The sequence below is a fragment of the Rhodococcus sp. LMD genome (genome assembly GCF_056108245.1).
The window spans coordinates 689,134-706,382 of the sequence record NZ_CM148557.1 but is presented as its reverse complement, the minus strand read 5'-3'; the positions used below and the strand labels follow the sequence as shown (position 1 = coordinate 706,382).

At 70.7% G+C, this 17,249-nt stretch carries 16 protein-coding genes; 7 read left to right on the top strand and 9 right to left on the bottom strand.

What is annotated here, in order from left to right; translation table 11 throughout:
• Positions 1–170 precede the first annotated feature (170 nt).
• A complete protein-coding gene (locus ACWPQI_RS03250; protein ID WP_040273804.1) occupies positions 171–386 on the top strand; it encodes a hypothetical protein in 216 nt (71 codons plus the stop codon).
• A 167-nt stretch (positions 387–553) separates the two neighbouring features.
• Here the strand turns inward: ACWPQI_RS03250 and ACWPQI_RS03245 are convergent, their stop codons facing one another.
• The 4 genes from ACWPQI_RS03245 to ACWPQI_RS03230 form a co-directional block, all read right to left on the bottom strand.
• Entirely contained in the window at positions 554–1,150 is a 597-nt protein-coding gene (locus ACWPQI_RS03245) for a DUF3618 domain-containing protein (protein ID WP_040273802.1), read from the bottom strand.
• Positions 1,147–1,566 carry a phage holin family protein gene (locus tag ACWPQI_RS03240; protein WP_026137810.1) on the bottom strand — a complete coding sequence of 140 codons (420 nt, stop codon included), beginning with the start codon at positions 1,564–1,566 and terminating at the stop codon, positions 1,147–1,149. Before ACWPQI_RS03240 ends, ACWPQI_RS03245 begins: the two co-directional genes overlap by 4 nt.
• The gene (locus ACWPQI_RS03235) at positions 1,563–2,465 is read right to left on the bottom strand and encodes an ATP synthase subunit B family protein (protein WP_040273799.1); all 903 of its coding nucleotides are present in this window, start codon (positions 2,463–2,465) and stop codon (positions 1,563–1,565) included. The genes ACWPQI_RS03240 and ACWPQI_RS03235 overlap by 4 nt, the downstream gene beginning before the upstream one ends.
• 242 nt (positions 2,466–2,707) lie before the next feature.
• On the bottom strand, positions 2,708–4,141 hold the full coding sequence (locus ACWPQI_RS03230) for a glycoside hydrolase family 140 protein (RefSeq protein ID WP_017680929.1): 1,434 nt from the start codon (positions 4,139–4,141) through the stop codon (positions 2,708–2,710).
• Between the two features lie 304 nt (positions 4,142–4,445).
• Between ACWPQI_RS03230 and ACWPQI_RS03225 the strand changes: the two genes are divergently transcribed.
• The 6 genes from ACWPQI_RS03225 to ACWPQI_RS03200 all read left to right on the top strand — a co-directional run bounded on the left by ACWPQI_RS03225 (position 4,446) and on the right by ACWPQI_RS03200 (position 9,612).
• Complete coding sequence (locus ACWPQI_RS03225) at positions 4,446–4,682, top strand: hypothetical protein (RefSeq protein WP_010594530.1); 237 nt, start codon at positions 4,446–4,448, stop codon at positions 4,680–4,682.
• 99 nt (positions 4,683–4,781) lie between these two features.
• Positions 4,782–6,347: an FAD-dependent oxidoreductase gene (locus ACWPQI_RS03220; RefSeq protein WP_474738640.1), complete on the top strand. Its 1,566-nt coding sequence runs from the start codon at positions 4,782–4,784 to the stop codon at positions 6,345–6,347.
• Positions 6,344–7,381, top strand: a complete 1,038-nt coding sequence (locus ACWPQI_RS03215) for a DUF5914 domain-containing protein (protein WP_048773376.1) — start codon at positions 6,344–6,346, stop codon at positions 7,379–7,381. The genes ACWPQI_RS03220 and ACWPQI_RS03215 overlap by 4 nt, the downstream gene beginning before the upstream one ends.
• Positions 7,382–7,479: 98 nt before the next feature.
• Positions 7,480–8,553: a patatin-like phospholipase family protein gene (locus tag ACWPQI_RS03210; RefSeq protein ID WP_450152050.1), complete on the top strand. Its 1,074-nt coding sequence runs from the start codon at positions 7,480–7,482 to the stop codon at positions 8,551–8,553.
• 105 nt (positions 8,554–8,658) lie between these two features.
• A complete protein-coding gene (locus ACWPQI_RS03205) occupies positions 8,659–9,006 on the top strand; it encodes a hypothetical protein (RefSeq protein ID WP_172603504.1) in 348 nt (115 codons plus the stop codon).
• A 213-nt stretch (positions 9,007–9,219) separates the two neighbouring features.
• On the top strand, positions 9,220–9,612 hold the full coding sequence (locus ACWPQI_RS03200; RefSeq protein WP_301916157.1) for a TIGR02611 family protein: 393 nt from the start codon (positions 9,220–9,222) through the stop codon (positions 9,610–9,612).
• A 15-nt stretch (positions 9,613–9,627) separates the two neighbouring features.
• Here the strand turns inward: ACWPQI_RS03200 and otsB are convergent, their stop codons facing one another.
• The 5 genes from otsB to ACWPQI_RS03175 form a co-directional block, all read right to left on the bottom strand.
• Positions 9,628–13,587 carry a trehalose-phosphatase gene (gene otsB, locus ACWPQI_RS03195; protein WP_010594537.1) on the bottom strand — a complete coding sequence of 1,320 codons (3,960 nt, stop codon included), beginning with the start codon at positions 13,585–13,587 and terminating at the stop codon, positions 9,628–9,630.
• 145 nt (positions 13,588–13,732) lie between these two features.
• Complete coding sequence (locus tag ACWPQI_RS03190) at positions 13,733–14,536, bottom strand: ABC transporter permease (protein ID WP_010594538.1); 804 nt, start codon at positions 14,534–14,536, stop codon at positions 13,733–13,735.
• Positions 14,533–15,516, bottom strand: coding sequence for a daunorubicin resistance protein DrrA family ABC transporter ATP-binding protein (locus ACWPQI_RS03185; protein ID WP_040273788.1), 984 nt, complete (start codon positions 15,514–15,516; stop codon positions 14,533–14,535). The genes ACWPQI_RS03190 and ACWPQI_RS03185 overlap by 4 nt, the downstream gene beginning before the upstream one ends.
• 77 nt (positions 15,517–15,593) lie before the next feature.
• The gene (locus ACWPQI_RS03180; RefSeq protein WP_040273785.1) at positions 15,594–16,412 is read right to left on the bottom strand and encodes an SDR family oxidoreductase; all 819 of its coding nucleotides are present in this window, start codon (positions 16,410–16,412) and stop codon (positions 15,594–15,596) included.
• A 58-nt stretch (positions 16,413–16,470) separates the two neighbouring features.
• Positions 16,471–17,187 carry a TetR/AcrR family transcriptional regulator gene (locus ACWPQI_RS03175; RefSeq protein WP_003935934.1) on the bottom strand — a complete coding sequence of 239 codons (717 nt, stop codon included), beginning with the start codon at positions 17,185–17,187 and terminating at the stop codon, positions 16,471–16,473.
• Positions 17,188–17,249 lie beyond the last annotated feature (62 nt).

Below are 17,249 nucleotides of genomic sequence, written 5' to 3'. Positions count from 1 at the left end.
CTCCGTATCCGATACCCCGCTCGGGCGGAATCCACACCCCGGGTGCACGAACCCGGGAGGCGCCGCAACGAACGCGATACGCGTTCGACTGGCGACATCGTTTTGTGATGCGATACAAATCAGTGCATAATGTGAGAGCGATCACATTGTGGTACGGCAGGGGGTACATCGTGATCCATACCTTCGAGGGTCGGCACAGGTTACCGACCGATAACGACGAGGCCGACGAGTCCCGCTCGCGTCTGCGGCACACGTCCGGCACGGCGGGCGTCGCCTGCGCGGTAGCGGCAGCCATGACGGTCGCCGTCACCGGTTCGGTGCTGCTCGGACTCGCGATCGCGGTATCCGTTCTGGTGGCCGTGGCCGTCGCCGCCGTCATGATCTGACGTCGCGGGGCCGGCCTCGGGGAGCGCCGAGGACTCGGCACGGCGATCCGGATCGTGTTCTTCCGCGACGACTTCTTCCGCGACGACTTCTTCCGCGACGACGACGCGCCGGCCTGCATGGCGAACGTCCCGCCCTCCGGCCGAGGGCGGGACGTTTCGGGCTCAGCTCAGCGCCGGTCGCGGACGGTGTGTGCGGCGTCGCGTGCGTCGCCCTGCACCGTGCGCGCGGCGCCGGCACCTTCCTCGGCGACGGTCGTCGCGGCATCCCGAGCCGTGTCGGCGACCGCGTGCGCCGCCTCCTGCGCGGGCTGCGCGAGCCGCTGAGCGGTGTCCTTGGCAGCGTCGGTAGCTTCCTGCAATGCCGGCTCCGCGGTCTCCTTCAGCGCGACGGCGGCCTGCTGCTCGGACCGGCTGGCGGGCACCAGCGCGGCCGCCACGAGGCCGGCGCCGAACGCGATCAGCCCGACCGCCAAGGGATTGCCCTGCGCCTGCTGCTGCGCGGTGGCGGGCACGCCGCGTGCCGCGTCGGTCGCCGACGACACGGCCGAACGGCCGGTGTCCGACAACTGCGACGTCGCGTCCTGCGCCGTGCCCATGACCCTGTCCCGCATCCGGGACAGCGAGCCGCCGATCCCGCCGACCTTGCGCCGGGCGATCGTCGAGGGCCGCGCCCGATCGGCGAGCGTGTCGACGTCGGCGCTGAGACTGCGTCGCGTACGGTCTATTTCGGCGCGGATCCGATCCGGGTCGTCGGTGTTCGTCATCGCTTCTCCTGGGGATGAGGGGCAAGTGCTCCGGGCACCTGGGAAAGGGTTTCGGTGGTGCGGGGAAGTCCTTTGGCGCGAGCCAGCTCCGAGCGTCCCAGCACGGCCAGCAGCGTCGCGACGACCGCCCACACGACGGTCACGACGAGGGCCGACCAGCCGCGGCCGATCGCATTGCCCAGCGCCCACCATGCGGCGATGGACAGGAACAGCAGCACGAAGTGCGCCGCCACCGCGGCGCCGGCCAGCATGCCGGCGCCCTTGCGGGCACGGGTCGCGGTCTGGGTGGCCTCGGCCTTCGCCAGTGCCAGTTCCTGGCGCATCAGGGTGGACAGGTCACCGCTGACATCGGCGAGCAACTCGCCCAGCGAGCGCTGGTCGCCGGCTCGATTGTGGTCTGCGGGAGGAAGAGTCACGGCCGCACCTCCCCACCGGGATGCGGCGGTGCATATCCGCCGGGCGGCGGGGTGCCCGTCCCCGGCGCCGAGTAGCCGCCGGGCATCGGAGCCCCCGTCGCGGGTCCCGCAGGATACGTTCCGGGCGCCGACGTGCCGGGTCCCTGCGCCGGGTACGCGTATCCGGCGGGCCCGCCGGCGCCGGGATCGGCGGCGGTGAACCCGGGGTGCGCGACCCCTGGGGACTGCGCCGTCGGCGAATGAGGCGCGGGAGAAGCCGGGTCGGAGGAATGTGTTGTCGCGGAACCCGATCCGGAGTCCGCGTCCTTCAGTCCGCGACCGAGCCGGCCGAGGACGAATCCCGCTCCCGCAGCGAGGGCGATGAAGGCCCCCGGTCGACGCCGGGCGAAACCGCTGACCTCGTGCAGGACTCCACCCGGCTCCCGCTGTTCGAGCCAGGAGGCGACGGTGTCGGCTCGGTCGGCCGCCTGGCGGACGAGGTCACCGGCCATGCCGGGCTGCTCCGAGTCGCGCGCCATCGAACCGAACTGCGCTCCGAGCGTGCGCAACCCCTCGGCAACCTTCTTCTGCTGTCGAGCGGCCTGGTCGGTCAGTTCGTCCCGGGTGCGCCGCAGCACGTCCTGGGCCTGCGCAGTCGCTTCGTTCTTCACGCGGGCAGCCTGATCGCCGGCCGTTCCGGCCACCTCCCGGCCTGCGTCCGCGGCTCGCCCGGCGACCCGGCCGGCCTGTTCCTGCGCGACCTGCGCCGACGACGCATCGTCCGGTTCGCCGCGTGCCGTCCGATACTCGTCGAGACGGTGCCGGGGCTCCGGTATCGGACCGTCCGGGGAGGTGAAGGGTTGCTCGGTGAGCGGGTCGGTGCTCCGTCCGCCCGGGTCCGGGTATCCGCTGTACGTCATCAGTGTTGTCCTTCCGAGGGGATCGGGAATACGGCCGGCACTTCTGCACGGTCCTGCCTGTGCCGGGCCGTCCCGCCGTGTCACCGGCGGTCGCCGATGGTCGTCGATCTCCACCAGCCGTACGCCCCCCGCTTACCCGGGTCCGGGAGAGGCAAACGTGCCGCATATCCGGCATTACCGACGGTTCCGGCAGTTCCGGCAGTTCCGGCGGTCGGCCGGAACCCGCCACCCCGTAGCCCGCATCAGCCGGTGACCACCAGCAGCCAATCCTCCGCGCCACCGACGTTCGTTCCCGGCGTGGACACGTTTCCGTCCCGGTCCACCTGCGCCGGCAACGCGGGCGCTGCGGCATCGGCGGGATCGATCCAGGCGTAGCTCGCTCCCTGCGGGATCAGGGAGAGCGCGAGCCGGATCGTCCGCTCCGTCGGCACATAGACGACGGCGAGGGCGCCGTCCGGCGTGCGTGCGGCGGTGACGTAGTCGTTGTCCAGGACGTCCACCGTCTCGTCGTCCGTCGCGCGGGTCCCGCGCCCGTCGAGGACGAACGGGTCGTCGACGTCCGGCACCAACTGCCACCACGCCCACGACGCCCACAGGTCACGGAGAGCTCGGAGTTGCGTGACGGCGGGGGTATCGAGACGCGCTTCCCAGCCGTCCCGGAACTCCCAGTCGTCGGAGCCGCGGAACTCCCCCGGGGAGCCGGATGTCAACGCCCACAGCGCTTGGCGGCGAAGCGTCTCGTCGGTCGTCGGCGCAGTCTCGGGCTGGTTGTTCTCGCCCTCGTAGTTGCCCTCCGCGAACACGGCAGGACGCGGATCCCGGACGCCTGCCGGTCGCTCGTACCCGTCCAGCACGGCCTTGTAGGTCGGCAGGTAGGTGTAGACGAAGTTCCAGTCCACCAGTGGCTCCCAGAACGGGTTGTCCGTGGAGAGCGATTTCTGGGGGCCGAGCTGTATCGAGAACGGCCTGTCCGAGCCGGCCGCCCTGATCCCGTCGAGCACGGCGCGCAGTACCCGGTCCGATTCGGCCCCGGCGGCAGCGTCGTCCGTGTCGGGCGAATAGTCACCGCCGGTCAGCCAGACGATGTTCGGGAACCGGGCGTATCGCTGGGCGATCATCCGGCCGTAGACCGCAGCCTGTTCGGGAGTGGCCGATGCGAACACGCCCGAGAGGTTCCACCCGTCGATCGGATACAGGAACAACGTGTTTCCGTACCGGCACGCGATTCGGGCGTACTCGTCGACGCGCTCCCAGTACGGCTCGTTCCATGCGGTGATGTCGCCGCCGACGAACGGTTCGATGCCGTCGAAAGTGGCTCCGTTCTCGTTCGGCCCGCCGTTGTCGGGGTCGGCGATCACGGAGACGAGGGCCGCGTCGAACCCGTGCGCTGCTCGATTCGCGAAGTACAGCTCGGCCTGCTCGGGCGACCAGTCCGCCATGCCGGACCACGGCGAGTCCCCGCGGATCAGAATCGGGTCACCGTGCTGATCCTCGAAGTAGCGGCCGTTGCGACCGACGGAGGAGACGTAGCGATGGCCGGCGCTCTCGGCGACGTCGCACGCGGCGGCCGCCGGGACGGTCGCCGGCGGCGACGAAGGAACCCGCGGCCCGCCGCGGTCCGTGCAACCGGCGACGCAGAGCAGGACCAGAAGGGACAGGGCGGAGTGTCTGTTCACGGTTCTCCCACCCGGCTGCGCGCTCGACGGAGTGCGCGTCCGACGAGGCTTCAGCCGTTCCACCGGCCCCGGGGCCGTACGGGTTCGGCTCCGGATGCGCTCAGCCGAGTCTATGCCGTCGCGACCCGGCCGGCCTGAGCCTTCCGTGCCGGACACCGGCCCGATCGGTCCTGAGCGGTCCCCGTGCCGTGAGCCGAGCGCCCGTTCCGCCTCGAACGCCACCCGGTCCGGCTTACCGTGAGCGTGCGGCGGCATGTTCGCGCCCGGGCGATCACCGGCCGCACACACACGGAGAGGGAGCACGTTGAACGATCTCCTCCGGCAGGTCGCCGAACTGCGCACGGATCTGCGGGCCCTGGACCGGCGGGTGCGCTCCCTCGCCGATGCGTTCGACATGGTGGAGCCGGCGGCGGACGACGACACCGGCGAGGCCAACCTGCGGGAGGTCATCGACAGCCTCAGCGACGCCCATCTGGATCTGAGCACAGCGGACAAGCATCTCGAAGCTGTCGCGTCCCACGCGGCACGCCTGCGCGGCTGAGCTCGTCGGCCGTCGCGGCGGACATCACCGCGGTAGGCTCGGGCTCGCCACTGTTCGACCACGACGGCCGGTCCCACCGGCGCCGCAGGAGGCAGTTACATGAACGGTGCCGTCGGCAGCGACCCGCGGATCGCCCACCACCCCGCCTCCAGGGGTGCGCCCGACACCGGGCATCTGCCGCAGCGGCCCCGCGTGGTGGTCGTCGGCGCCGGCATCGCAGGACTGACCGCCGCCACCGCGCTCGCCGAGCGCGGCGTGGAAGTCGAGGTGCTCGAACGCGAGGCGTACCTGGGCGGACGGGTCGGCGGCTGGCGTGAACGTCTCGACGACGGCACCGGACTCGCCATGAACCGCGGGTTCCACGCCTTCTTCCGGCAGTACTACAACCTGCGCCGGTTGTTGCGACGGACCGACCCCGATCTGCAGCGGCTGACGGCGGTCGACGACTATCCGCTCGTCGACGGCGCGGGCCGGCGCGACACCTTTCGCGGAATTCCCAACACCCCACCGTGGAACGCACTGGTGTTCGCGCTGCGCAGTCCCACGTTCCGGCTGCAGGATCTGGTGCGCATCGACGTGCGGGCCGCGGCCCCGCTCGCGACCGTGTCCGTGCCGGAGATCTACGACCGGCTCGACGACGTCGACGCCCAGACCTTCCTGCAGCGCATCCGTTTTCCGGAGGCGGCCAATCACCTCGCGTTCGAGGTGTTCTCGCGCAGCTTCTTCGCGCCCCCGGCCGGGATGTCGGCCGCCGAGCTGGCCACGATGTTCCACATCTACTTCCTCGGCTCCGCGGAGGGCCTGCTGTTCGACGTCGCCACCGGCAACTTCGACACCGCCCTGTGGGGACCGCTCGGCCGGTATCTCGAGGGCCACGGCGCGCGCATCCGGACCGCCACCGCGGTGACCGGCATCGAACCCGGCGGCACCCGGACCTTCCGCATCCACGACGACACCGGCGGCAGCACCGACGCCGACGGCCTCGTCCTCGCACTCGACGTGGCCGGATTGCGCGCCCTCGTCGACGCCTCGCCCGATCTCGGTGATTCCGGGTGGCGCTCGCGGGTGCAGCACCTGCGGTCCGCTCCCCCGTTCCTGGTGCAGCGGCTCTGGCTGGATCGCCCAGTCGCCACGGACCGCCCGGCATTCCTCGGCACCGGCGGCCTGCGCCCGCTCGACAACATCAGCGTGCTCGACCGCTACGAGGAGGAGGCCCGCGGCTGGGCCGCTCGCACGGGCGGTTCGGTCGTGGAACTGCACGCGTACGCCGCCACCGGCGACGGAGTCGGCGAATCGCGTTCGCCCGGGGATGTGCAGGCGCAGGTGCTCGCGCGCCTGCACGCGATCTACCCCGAGACCGCCGCCGCCCGCGTCGTCGAGGAACGCACGCTGTGGCGCCAGGACTGCCCCCTGTTCGGGGTGGGCGATTTCGCGCACCGGCCCACCGTCCGCACCCCGCACGAGCGGCTGATGCTCGCCGGCGACGGCATCCGCATCGACCTGCCGGTGGCCCTCATGGAACGCGCGGCCACCACGGGGTGGGAGGCCGCCAATGCCCTTCTCGCCCAATGGGGCATTGCCGGCCACGACCTGTACACGGTTCCCACCCGGGGCCGCTCGACGGTCCTGCGCCGGCTCGCCGCCCTGGAAAGGCGCCCCGCATGAGCGTGCTCGATCCGCTGTACCGTCGCTGGCCCGCCACCTGGCCCGTCCAGCCCATGGATCCGGACCGCTGGGCCGCACAGGCGCCCACCTACCGGGGTGCCCGCCCCGAGCTGATCAACGCCGTCCTCGACCGCTCGCAGCGCCGCCCCTCCGGCAACTGGTACGTCGTGGCCGCCAGCCGGGACATCGGTGCGGAGCGTCCCTTCGGCGTCACCGTCGCCGATGTCGAACTCGTCGCCTGGCGCGACGGCGAGCAGGTGATCGTCGGCCCCGGCGCGTGCCCCCACCTCGGCGCGCCGATGTCGCTGGCAGCGGTGGACTGCGGTGCGCTGGTCTGCCGTTGGCACGGTCTACGCATCGACGCCGCAGGCGCGTACGGCTGGAAACCCTTCCCGAGTCACGACGACGGGGTGCTCGTATGGGTCCGGCTCGACCACGTCGGCGGGGAGACACCGACGGAACTGCCCGTCGTCCCCGAGCGTCCGACCGCCGACTCCCGCATCGCAGCCGTCGCCACCCTCGTCGGGGTGTGCGAACCCACCGACATCGTCGCCAACCGCCTCGACCCGTGGCACGGCGCCTGGTTCCATCCGTACTCGTTCGCCCGCCTCGAGGTGGTCGAGGCACCCTCCACCCACGGCAGCCCGGGCGACGAGGACCGGTTCGTCGTCGACGTCACCTTCCGGGTCGCCGGCCGGATGGGGGTTCCGGTCCGCGCGGAATTCACCAGCCCCGAACCGCGCACCGTCGTCATGCGCATCGTCTCGGGCGAAGGCGTCGGGAGCGTGGTCGAGACCCACGCGACCCCGCGTGGCACCGGCCCGGACGGCCGTCCCCGGACGGCGATCGTCGAGGCCGTCGTCGCCGACTCCCCCCGCCCGGGGTTCGGCATGGCCACCCGGCGCGCGGCCGCCGCCCTCCGCCCCCTCATGCAGCGCACGGCCACCCGGCTGTGGCGCGACGACCTGGACTACGCCGAGCGTCGCTATCAGCTCCGTGCCGCGACCTCACCGGGCCCCGTGCCCGGACGCTGACTGCGCCGCCTCCCCGTCCCGCCGCCGCACCGTAGGTCGCCTCGGATTCGGGTCCGAGGACCCTGGTCCGCGCCGCGGCTCGCGCGCACAGTCGAGACATGCTCGACACCGTCCTCGACATCTTCCGGGTGCGCCAGTACTTCGACGTTCTCGCCCGCGGTCGGGACGTGGTCGACGGCGTGCGCACCGACACCGGATTCCTCCTCGACGGCGCGCGGGCGGCCCTGCAGCGGCCGTCGGGCCTATGGGACCGGGAACTGCATCCGTTTCCCGCGTTCGAGCCCTTCCGGGTCCGTGTCCGGGAGGGCGATCGGATCGCGCTGGCCGCGACCGGGGGCAGCGGAGCGCTCGCATCGCTGGTCGGGGTGGCCCGCGCACTGGAGGAGGGCGGGATCCGGCCGTCGGTCGTCTCGCTGTGCTCCGGTTCCGCGCTGTTCGGCTTCCCGATCGCAGCGGGCGTCCCCGCCGACGAGGCCGCAGCATTCACCCTCGCACTCGACCCCGCGGACTACATCGACGTCGACTGGCGACGCCTGCTCACCGTCGCACCGACCGTGGGCCGCGGCTTCGCCGGCATCCTGCGTGGCGACGCGCTCGAGGCCACGTACCGGCGCCTGCTCGGCGACATGACGCTCGCCGCGCTGCCCGTACCCGCCTACGCGCCGATCTGGAACATCGAGCAGAACCGCCTCGAGTACCTCGGGCCGCGAACGTATCCCGACCTGTCGGTGGCCCGGGCCGTGCACATGGCGGTCGCGCTGCCGCTGTTCGTCGCCCCCGTCGCACTCGGTGGGTTCCACTGGTGCGACGGCGGGATCGTCGACATCTTCCCCGTCCACCCGCTGCTCGACCTCGAGCAGCCGTGCGAGGTCACTCTCGCCGTGAACGGCTTCTACCCGCCCGGCTTCGAAGGCGAGGACGCCACCGGCTGGGCCGAACGCCGCGCGAGCATCCTCTACATCGCCGCTCAGGTCCGCACGTCCCAGCAGGTCGAGCTGGCACGGGAGAACCTGGCGCGGCTGCGCGCGGCCTCGCGCGTCTCGATGATCGAGCCGGTGCCGTACGCGAAGGTGCGGGGCGTCGGTTTCTACCGGCAGTTCCTCGGCACCCGGGACTGGCCGGAGTTCATGCGCGCCGGACGCGCCGCCGCCCGCCGTGTCCTGACGGCATGACTCGTCGGCAGCCGAAGTTGTCGGACCCCTGCGGCACTGTGTACAGCGTGCCCGTACGGGTACCACTCGACCGAACGGCTCGGGAGATTCCACGGGAGGTTCGACATGGTGAACGTAACGATGTTCCGTCGGGTGATCGCGCCGACCGCGGTGGCGTTCCCCTCCTCCGCGCTCGCGGACGCCCTGGTCGCTGCGGCGGCCGACGTGCCGCTGCACGGATCGGTGGCCCGCACGGTGGCGAGCAGCGTGGACGACGCGGCGCGGGCGCTGACCGCCGACGAGGGCGGGTTGTTCCCGTCGCAGGCGGCCGCCCTCGTCTACGAGTGCTTCGTCGGGGCGATACACGGGCTCGACACGATCGACACCGCGGTGGCGCTCGGCGCCGTCTTCACCGCCTACCTGGACCGGCTCACCGCCGCCGGTCCCGTTCCGACGGACGTCGCGGCAGCCTGACCGGCCGGCGGACCGGCCCGCGACGTGCAGGTCCGCGTTCCCGGGCCCCGCCGTGACCGCCGGTCACCGGTAGACTGAAGGTCGACCCTGCCGTGCACGGCAACCTGGTATGACGAGAAGCAGGCTCGGTAGATCGTGAGTGAAGGACGGAGTGGGCACGCGGTTTCGCCCGGCCGGGCCGAGGCCCGGACCCCGGTATCCCCGTGGCGCCGGCTGAAGCAGCGATGGCTCCGCTGGCGGCGGCGCATCGAGCGGCGTCCCTCCCTGAACCTGACGTACCGCATCACCGTCGGGACTTTCGGAACACTGGTGTTCCTGGCCGGCATCGTGGCCATCCCCTATCCGGGCCCGGGCTGGCTCATCGTCTTCGCCGGCCTGGGGATCCTGGCCTCGGAGTTCGCCTGGGCGCACCGTCTGCTGCACTTCGCGCGGGGCCGCTACGACCGCTTCATGCACTGGTTCGGACAACAGTCGCTGGTGGTACGGGGTGCGGGAGCGCTCACGACCGGCGCGATCGTGGTCATGACCCTGTGGCTGCTCGGCACCCTCAGTCTGGCCGGCGGCTGGGTCGGGGTCGACTACTCGTGGCTCGAAAGCCCGCTCTGAGCTTCTCCCGGATCGTCACAGCATCCGCACCGTGTCGCCCGGATGCAGGCGTTCGACCCGGCCCCGGCACTCGATCTCGATCGGCCGCTGGATGCCCGCGCCCGCACTGACCTCGACCTGACGGCCGGAGATCCGCACCTGCAGGTGGTGTCCCCGGTAGAAGATCGGGAAGGCGAGCACACCGAGTTCCTCCGGCCACTGCGGGCCGAAGACCAGGCGGTCACCGCGGGCTTCGAGACCGGAGAAGCAACGCTGCAGCAGGTCGACGCTGCCGGCCATGGCCGCGAGATGGATCCCCTCCGACGTGGTGCCGCCCTGGATGTCGGCGATGTCGGACGCCAGCACGCGGTCGAAGAATTCCATCGCCTGACCGCGGTGTGCCCGGGCCAGTACCCACGAGTGGACGACCGCGCTCAGCGTCGACCCGTGCGACGTCCGTGCCATGTAGTAGTCGATCGTCCGCGGGATGGTCTCACCAGTCAGCTCGTAGCCGAGCCTCTCGAACAACTCCCGCAGTTCGTCCGCCGACAGCAGGTAGAACAGCATGAGCACGTCGGCCTGCTTCGACGCGCGGTAGCGGTTGACGTCGTCGCCCTCGGCCTCGAGAAGCCGGTCCAGGCGCTGGACGTCGCCGTGCCGGCGCCGGTATCCCTCCCAGTCGAGTTCGGCGAGGTCCCCGTAGCCTTCGAACTGGCTGATGACCTGATCGTGGAAGGGCACGAACATACGCCGGCTGACATCCTCCCAGCGCGCGGTCTCGCGCGCGGTCAGACCGAGGGTGTCGACCAGTTCGGTGCGCATCCGCAGCGGGATGATCTCCAGCGCGTCGAGGGCGCGCAGGATCACCCAGACCGCCATGACGTTGGTGTAGGCGTTGTTGTCGATACCGTCGAACGGCGCGTCCGGATAACCGGAATGGAACTCGTCGGGGCCGATGACGCCCCGGATGACGTACCGGTCGCGGGCGTGGTCGTAGGTGGCGATGTCGGCGAAGAACCGGGCGATCTCCACCAGCATCTCGGCACCGTAATCCGCGAGGAACCCGAGGTCCCCGGTCACCTGGTAGTACTGCCACACGTTGTGCGCGACCGCGACCCCGATGTGATGCTGGCGCCAGCTCGCGTCGGGATTCCACCGTCCCGACTTCGGATTGAGGTGAACCTGCTGGCTCTCCTCACGGCCGTCGCTGCCGGACTGCCACGGGAACATCGCGCCGGTGTGACCGGCCTCCCGCGCCGCGCGGCGCGCCTCGTCCAGCCGGCGGTACCGATAGCGCAGAAGGGAGCGGGTCAGTCCCGGCAACCGCAGGTTCAGCACCGGCAGCACGAACAGCTCGTCCCAGAAGATGTGCCCGCGGTACGCCTCCCCGTGCAGCCCCCGCGCCGGAACGCCGACGTCGAGCTCCGCGGTGTTCGGCGACAGCGTCTGCAGCATCTGCAGCAGGTGCAACCGCACGATGCGCAGACCTTCGCCGTCGCCCCCGAGGTAGATGTCCACCCGGTCCCACAGGTGCACCCAGGCGAGAACATGTCCTTCGAGCGTTTCCTCGAAGCGTCCCGTGCGGGCCAACCAGCGGGCCGCTTCCTCCGACGGCTCGGACACCGCCAGGTCACGCCCGGTGAACAGGGTCGCCATCTTCTCCAGGGTCACGGGCTGGTGGGCCGCCACGTCGAGCGCGATGATGTGTCCGACCCGTCCTCCCGAATCGAGCAGGGTGTACTCGGCGGGGACGCGTTCGCCGTCGCGCCACAGCGTGCTGCGGGCAGCCACGGCGACGGGAATCCGGGACTGGTTGGTCAGGACCGTCATACACACCGAGTCCTCGGACAGCCGGGCGGTGTGCAGCAGCCGCAGATGGTTGCCGTCGAGGTGCCGGTAGCGTTCGACGAGCGTGTTGCGGACCGAGCCGTCGACTTCCGACCGGATCTCGAGCCGCCCCGTCCAGTCCTCCGGGACGATCGTCGTCTCGAGGCCGCACACGTGCGGCTGGTGCATCGCGACGAACCGTCGCTGCACGACCGTCGTGCTGCGGCCCGCAGCGTCGCGGAAACGCAACCGCCGGGTGAGCACGGCCCGGCGCAGATCGAGGTACTGGCAGTACTCCCGCACGTCGACGGCGTCGATGTCGAACCACTCACCGCCGTCGATGCGGAAGGTGACCGGCAGCCAGTTCGGCAGGTTCACCATGCTCTCGTTGTCGATGGTGCGACCCGCCACCTCGTCCGTCAGGCGGTTGAAGATCCCGGCGGCGTACGTGCCGGGGTAGTGCACGGTGCCGGCGTGGGATTCGGGGGCGCAGCCACGGGTGGCGAAGTACCCGTTGCCGACGGTGCACACGGCCTCGCGCAGTTTCTCGGCCGGCGGATCGTAACCCTCGAAGTACAGCGTCCAGGCGTCGTGGCGCGGACCGACCTCCTGGTTCCCGCCCCACAGTTCGGCGAGCTGCTGCAGCAGTCGGCGGACCTGCTCGGGACCGTCCAACGAGAACTGCGCTGCCGACCGGCGGTCACCGTCCTCGTTGTGGCACACCACGATTCCGAGCCCGGTGCCGGCAAGCGCGTCGAACGCGTCCTCGTCGGAGATGTCGTCCCCGATGTAGACCGGCATCGGGTCGTCCTCGTCGCGCACGTGCTCGAGCACCCATTCGAGGGCGCGGCCCTTGTCCCAGTCGACATCGGGGCGGAGCTCGACGACCTTGCGACCGGTCGTGACCCGGAGGTGGTCCTCGGCAGCGGCGATCTCGCGCACATCGGCGACGAGTCCGTCGGCGCGGTCCGGGGGGACGTTGCGGTAGTGCACGGCCACGGTGAACCGCTTGTGCTCGATCACGACGCCCGGCACGTCGTCGAGCCGTTCCTGCAGGGCGGCGGCGGCCCGCTCGAGGCAGGGCACGGCGGCCAGGGCCGCGTCGTTCTGCCGGTGCTGCCCGTCGGGGCCGACCAGCTCGAAGCCGTGGCTTCCGACGTACCACAGTCCCGGGAGACCGACGCGGGTCTGCACATCGGCGAGGTCCCGCCCGGAGACGACGGCGACGGTGCACTCGCTCGCCAGCGTGGACAGCACCGCCGACGCGCCGTCGAGAAGCGTGGCGGCTGCGGGATCGTTCACGATCTCGGAGAGCGTGCCGTCGAAGTCGAGAAAGACCGCGGGCCGGCGTTTGCCGAGCAGTGCGGTCAGCTGCTGGAACGAGGCCAGGCCGTCCGGAATCTGGGACATCCGGCGGTCGCCGGTGCGCACCGCCAGCTCGGCGAGGTCCTCGACCACCACGTCGGCGCCGCGGCGCTGCAGTTCCTCGCGATGGTGGACGCGGTCCACGCCGACGACGAGCCCGAATCCACCGCGTCGGCCCGCGGCGACGCCCGCCTCCGCGTCCTCGACGACGACGGACCGGGCCGGGCGGACCCCGAGCCGGTGGGCGGCCTCGAGCATGGCTGCGGGGTCGGGCTTGCCGGGCAGCCCGAGTTCGTCGGAGACCACGCCGTCGACTCGGACGCCGAACAGATCCGCGAGCCCGGCGGATTCGAGCACGAGCGTGCAGTTGCGGCTCGAGGTGACGACCGCGGTGTCGAGTCCGGCCTTCTGCACCCGGCGCACGAGCTCGACGCTCGACTCGAACACCGGGACCCCGTCGCGATGGATGCGCTCCCGGAACATCTCGTCCTTGCGGGCACCGAGACCGCACACGGTCTCCATGTCCGGGCCGTCGTCGGGATTCCCCCACGGCAACGTGATCCCGCGCGAGGCCAGGAAGTCCGCGACGCCGTCGACACGCGGCTTGCCGTCGACGAACTTGCGGTAGTCCTCGTCGGTGAACTCGCGGTGGTTCTCACCGTCGTGGTCGGGGCGCTGCGAGAGATACCGGTCGAACAGTTCCGCCCATGCCGCGGCGTGGACCGCTGCGGTGTCGGTGACCACTCCGTCGAGGTCGAAGATCACCGCGTCGTGACGGCGAGGGTCGATCACCGGCCCGCTCATCGCTCTCTCCCGGTCGATTCGTCCATGTCGGCCTGCTTCCCTGTCCTGGCTCGGCAGGCCCACTATCCCACGCCGACCGGCCTCGCTCCGGCTCCTTGGGACATCCGGCGTCGACCGGGGACCTGCGCCTCCGGTCCAAGGTCCCTCAGCGGCTGACGGCCTTCTGGTAGCGACGGATCGCGAAGGGCACGAAGACGATCAGCATGGCGGCCGTCCACAGCAGCGACGCGAGGATCGGGTTCTGCAACGGCCACGCATCCGAGACGGGCATCGTCGGATTGGTGTTGCCGAACAGCTCCCGCACCGCCTGCGTCAGCGCCGAGACCGGGTTCCATTCCGCGATCGTCTGCAGCACCGGTGGCAGCGAGGAGATGTCGACGAAGGTGTTGGCGACGAACGACAGCGGAAAGATCACCATGAAACTCGCGTTGTTGAACACCTCCGGCGTGCGGATCCACATCCCCACCACCGCCATCACCCAGGACAGCGCGTAGGCGAACAACAGCAGCAGCGCGTATCCGGCGAGGGCCTCCCCGAACGACGAGTGGATCCGCCACCCGACGAGCAGACCCGTCAGCGACATGACCACCAGGCTGAGCACGTTGATGAGGACGTCGGTGGAGGTGCGGCCCACCAGCACCGCCGACGGCGCCATGGGCAACGAGCGGAACCGGTCGATGATGCCCTTCTGCAGGTCCTCGACCATGCCCAGACCGGTCCAGGTCGCCCCGAAGATCACCGTCTGGGTGAAGATGCCGGCGATGAGGAACTCGCGGTAGGACATCCCCGGAACCTGGATCGCGCTGCCGAACACGTACGCGAACAGCAGCACGAACATGATCGGCGAGAGCATCGTGAAGACGATGAGATCGGGCACCCGCTTGATCTTGATGACGTTGCGCTTGGCGATGGTGACGCCGTCCGACACCATCATCTGAGCCGTGTTCATCCCACCGCCTCCTCGATCTTCTCGTCCGCCTCGTGCCCCGTGAGGGCGAGGAACACGTCGTCCAGTGTCGGTTTGCGCAGCGCCACATCGGTGACGCGGATGCCGGCCGCGGACAGGCGGCCGAGCGCCGTGGCCAGCGCATCGGCGCCGCTGCCCGTCGAGCCGGGGTCGCTGAGCGGCACGGTGACGCGCCCGGAGCCCGCGTCGGCCTGGATCTCGCCGACCGCGAGGTCGTCGAGCTCGCGGCGCACGGCCGGGATCGTGGCGGCGTCCGCGACCCCCAGCTCGATGCGTTCCCCGCCGACGAGGCGCTTGAGTTCGTCGGCGGTACCGCGGGCGATCACGACCCCCCGGTCGATGACCGCGATCCGGTCCGCGAGCCGCTCCGCCTCCTCCATGTACTGGGTGGTGAGCAGCAGCGTCGTCCCTCGCGCGACGAGCTGGTCGATGACCTCCCACAGCTGCAGCCGGGCCCGCGGGTCCAGACCGGTGGTGGGTTCGTCCAGGAACAGCACGGGTGGTTGCGCCACGAGCGCACCGGCGAGGTCGAGCCGGCGCCGCATGCCGCCGGAGTAGCCCTTGACCGGCCGGTCCCCCGCCTCGACCAGGTCGAACTGTTCGAGCAACTCACGTGCCCGCTCGCGGCTGCGTTTGATGCCCAGATGATAGAGGCGGCCGACCATTTCGAGATTCTCGAAGCCGGTGAGGTATTCGTCGACCGCGGCGTACTGGCCCGAGGCGCCGATGCGCGCACGCAGAGCGCGTGCATCGGCGACGACGTCGAGTCCCGCTACGGTGGCCCGGCCCTCGTCCGGCACGAGCAGGGTGGTGAGCACCCGCACCGTGGTCGTCTTGCCGGCGCCGTTGGGCCCGAGCAGCGCCGTCACCGTCCCTTCCGGGACTCGCAGATCGATTCCGTCGAGGGCCGTGACCGGTCCGTACCTCTTGATCAACCCCTCGGCGACTATGGCGTCGGCCATGAGTCCTCCCCGTCGTCGGATGTGCGCCCCAGTGTGCTACAGACCTCCGACAGGTTTCGAGCGGTTTTCCCGGCTCGTCAGATACCGGCCAGCAACCGTTCCTGATAGCGCCGCATTCCGGCGAGCCAACGGTCGTAGTCGGCTCCCTTCATCCGGTACATGTCGAGGACCTCGGGGTGCGGGAGGATCAGGAACTGCTCGGCCTCGACGCCCGCGAGCACCACCTCCGCGACGTCGGCCGGTTCGAGGACCGCGCCCGCGGACGTGACGGCCCGTGTGGCCGCCGCGCCCAGGCCGCCGCCGGCGGTCTCGCCCTCGTGCAGCAACTGGGTGTTCACTCCCATGGGGCACACGCAACTGACGCGGATTCCCTTGCCGCCGTAAGTGACCGACAACCACTCGGCGAATCCGACCGCGGCGTGCTTGGTGGCCGAGTAGGTCGCCGATCCGATCTGGGTGAGCAACCCTGCGGCGGAAGCCGTGCTCACGAAGTAGCCCTCCCCTCGCTCGAGCCACCGCGGCACCATCAGTTGCGCGGCGCGCACGTGCGCGCGCAGGTTCACATCGAGTGCGCGGTCCCAGGCGGCTTCGTCGGCGTCGAGTCCCGCCCCGCCCCCGATCCCGGCATTGGCGAAGTACAGCGCCACGGGACCGAGGTCGGTCTCGGCGCGGTCGACGATCGCACGGATACGGTCGGGATCGGAAACGTCGGCACCGACGCCCACGGCCAGACCGGCGCCCTCCGGATCGAGTTCGCGAGCCACCCGGCACGCGGCGTCGCCGTCGAGGTCGGCGACGAGCACCCGTGCGCCCGCGGCTACGAGCCGGGCCGCGAGTGCCGCGCCGATTCCGTTCCCGGCTCCGGTGACAACGGCAACCTTGTCTTCGACGTGCACGGGGCTTTCCTCTCGTCGCGGGATGGTCCCCCCTGTTTAGTTGAATCAGACTTCAAGTTCAAGTGGTTGCGGCGGCTCGCTCCGGAATCCGCAGGGCGTTCGCCCACAGCCGCGTCAGAGTGGACACCAGCACATCGAAATCCACGCCGTCGCCGTCGCCCAGTGCGAGCGTCGAGTAGGCGAGGCGGCTGACCATGCCCGACAGGGCACGCGAGGCGAGCATCGGATCGATCTCCGGATCGGCGATGCCCCGCTTCTGCAGGTCCGCGATGCTGCGCGCATTACGGCGGATGAAGGTCTCACCGCGCCGGCGCCGCAGCTCGCGGAACCGCGGATCGATGCTGGCGACCTGCTCGAGCAGCACCATGAGACGGGCGTTACGACGGTACGCCTCGAGGTACGCCCGGTTGCTGGCCTCGAGCACCGCGTACGGATCGTCGGTCCCGGCGACCCGGCCCATCCCCGGGTGCAACATGTCCTCCTGGGCCTCCTGGAGGACGGCTGCGAACACCTCCTCCTTGTTGTTGAAGTAGGTGTAGAAGGATCCCGTCGAGCACTTGGCCTCACGCGTGATGTCGGTGAGCTTGCTGTCGAGGAACCCGGACCGTTCGAAGACGACCCGCGCCGCTGCGATCAGCTCGGCACGGCGGCGCGCCCCGCGCTGGGTGACCGGCGGGTCGTGCAGCAGGTCCGCCGGCGCCATGGACGGTGCCGGGCCGTCCCAGTCGGCGTCGCGGCCCGCGTCGCCGCGGCCTGAGTGTGAGGCGGAATTCATGTCCTACTTATACCGTCCCGCTCGATTCCCGGCCGTGATGTCCCGCCGGATCCCTCCGGGTC

What these genes read in the sequence shown, in the direction of transcription:
- ACWPQI_RS03235 (WP_040273799.1), bottom strand. Translation starts at nt 2,465, where the DNA reads ATGACGTACAGCGGATACCCGGACCCGGGCGGACGGAGCACCGACCCG.
- ACWPQI_RS03220 (WP_474738640.1), top strand. Translation starts at nt 4,782, where the DNA reads ATGAACGGTGCCGTCGGCAGCGACCCGCGGATCGCCCACCACCCCGCC.
- ACWPQI_RS03175 (WP_003935934.1), bottom strand. Translation starts at nt 17,187, where the DNA reads ATGAATTCCGCCTCACACTCAGGCCGCGGCGACGCGGGCCGCGACGCC.
- ACWPQI_RS03185 (WP_040273788.1), bottom strand. Translation starts at nt 15,516, where the DNA reads ATGGCCGACGCCATAGTCGCCGAGGGGTTGATCAAGAGGTACGGACCG.
- ACWPQI_RS03205 (WP_172603504.1), top strand. Translation starts at nt 8,659, where the DNA reads ATGGTGAACGTAACGATGTTCCGTCGGGTGATCGCGCCGACCGCGGTG.
- ACWPQI_RS03210 (WP_450152050.1), top strand. Translation starts at nt 7,480, where the DNA reads ATGCTCGACACCGTCCTCGACATCTTCCGGGTGCGCCAGTACTTCGAC.
- ACWPQI_RS03215 (WP_048773376.1), top strand. Translation starts at nt 6,344, where the DNA reads ATGAGCGTGCTCGATCCGCTGTACCGTCGCTGGCCCGCCACCTGGCCC.
- ACWPQI_RS03190 (WP_010594538.1), bottom strand. Translation starts at nt 14,536, where the DNA reads ATGAACACGGCTCAGATGATGGTGTCGGACGGCGTCACCATCGCCAAG.
- otsB (WP_010594537.1), bottom strand. Translation starts at nt 13,587, where the DNA reads ATGAGCGGGCCGGTGATCGACCCTCGCCGTCACGACGCGGTGATCTTC.
- ACWPQI_RS03245 (WP_040273802.1), bottom strand. Translation starts at nt 1,150, where the DNA reads ATGACGAACACCGACGACCCGGATCGGATCCGCGCCGAAATAGACCGT.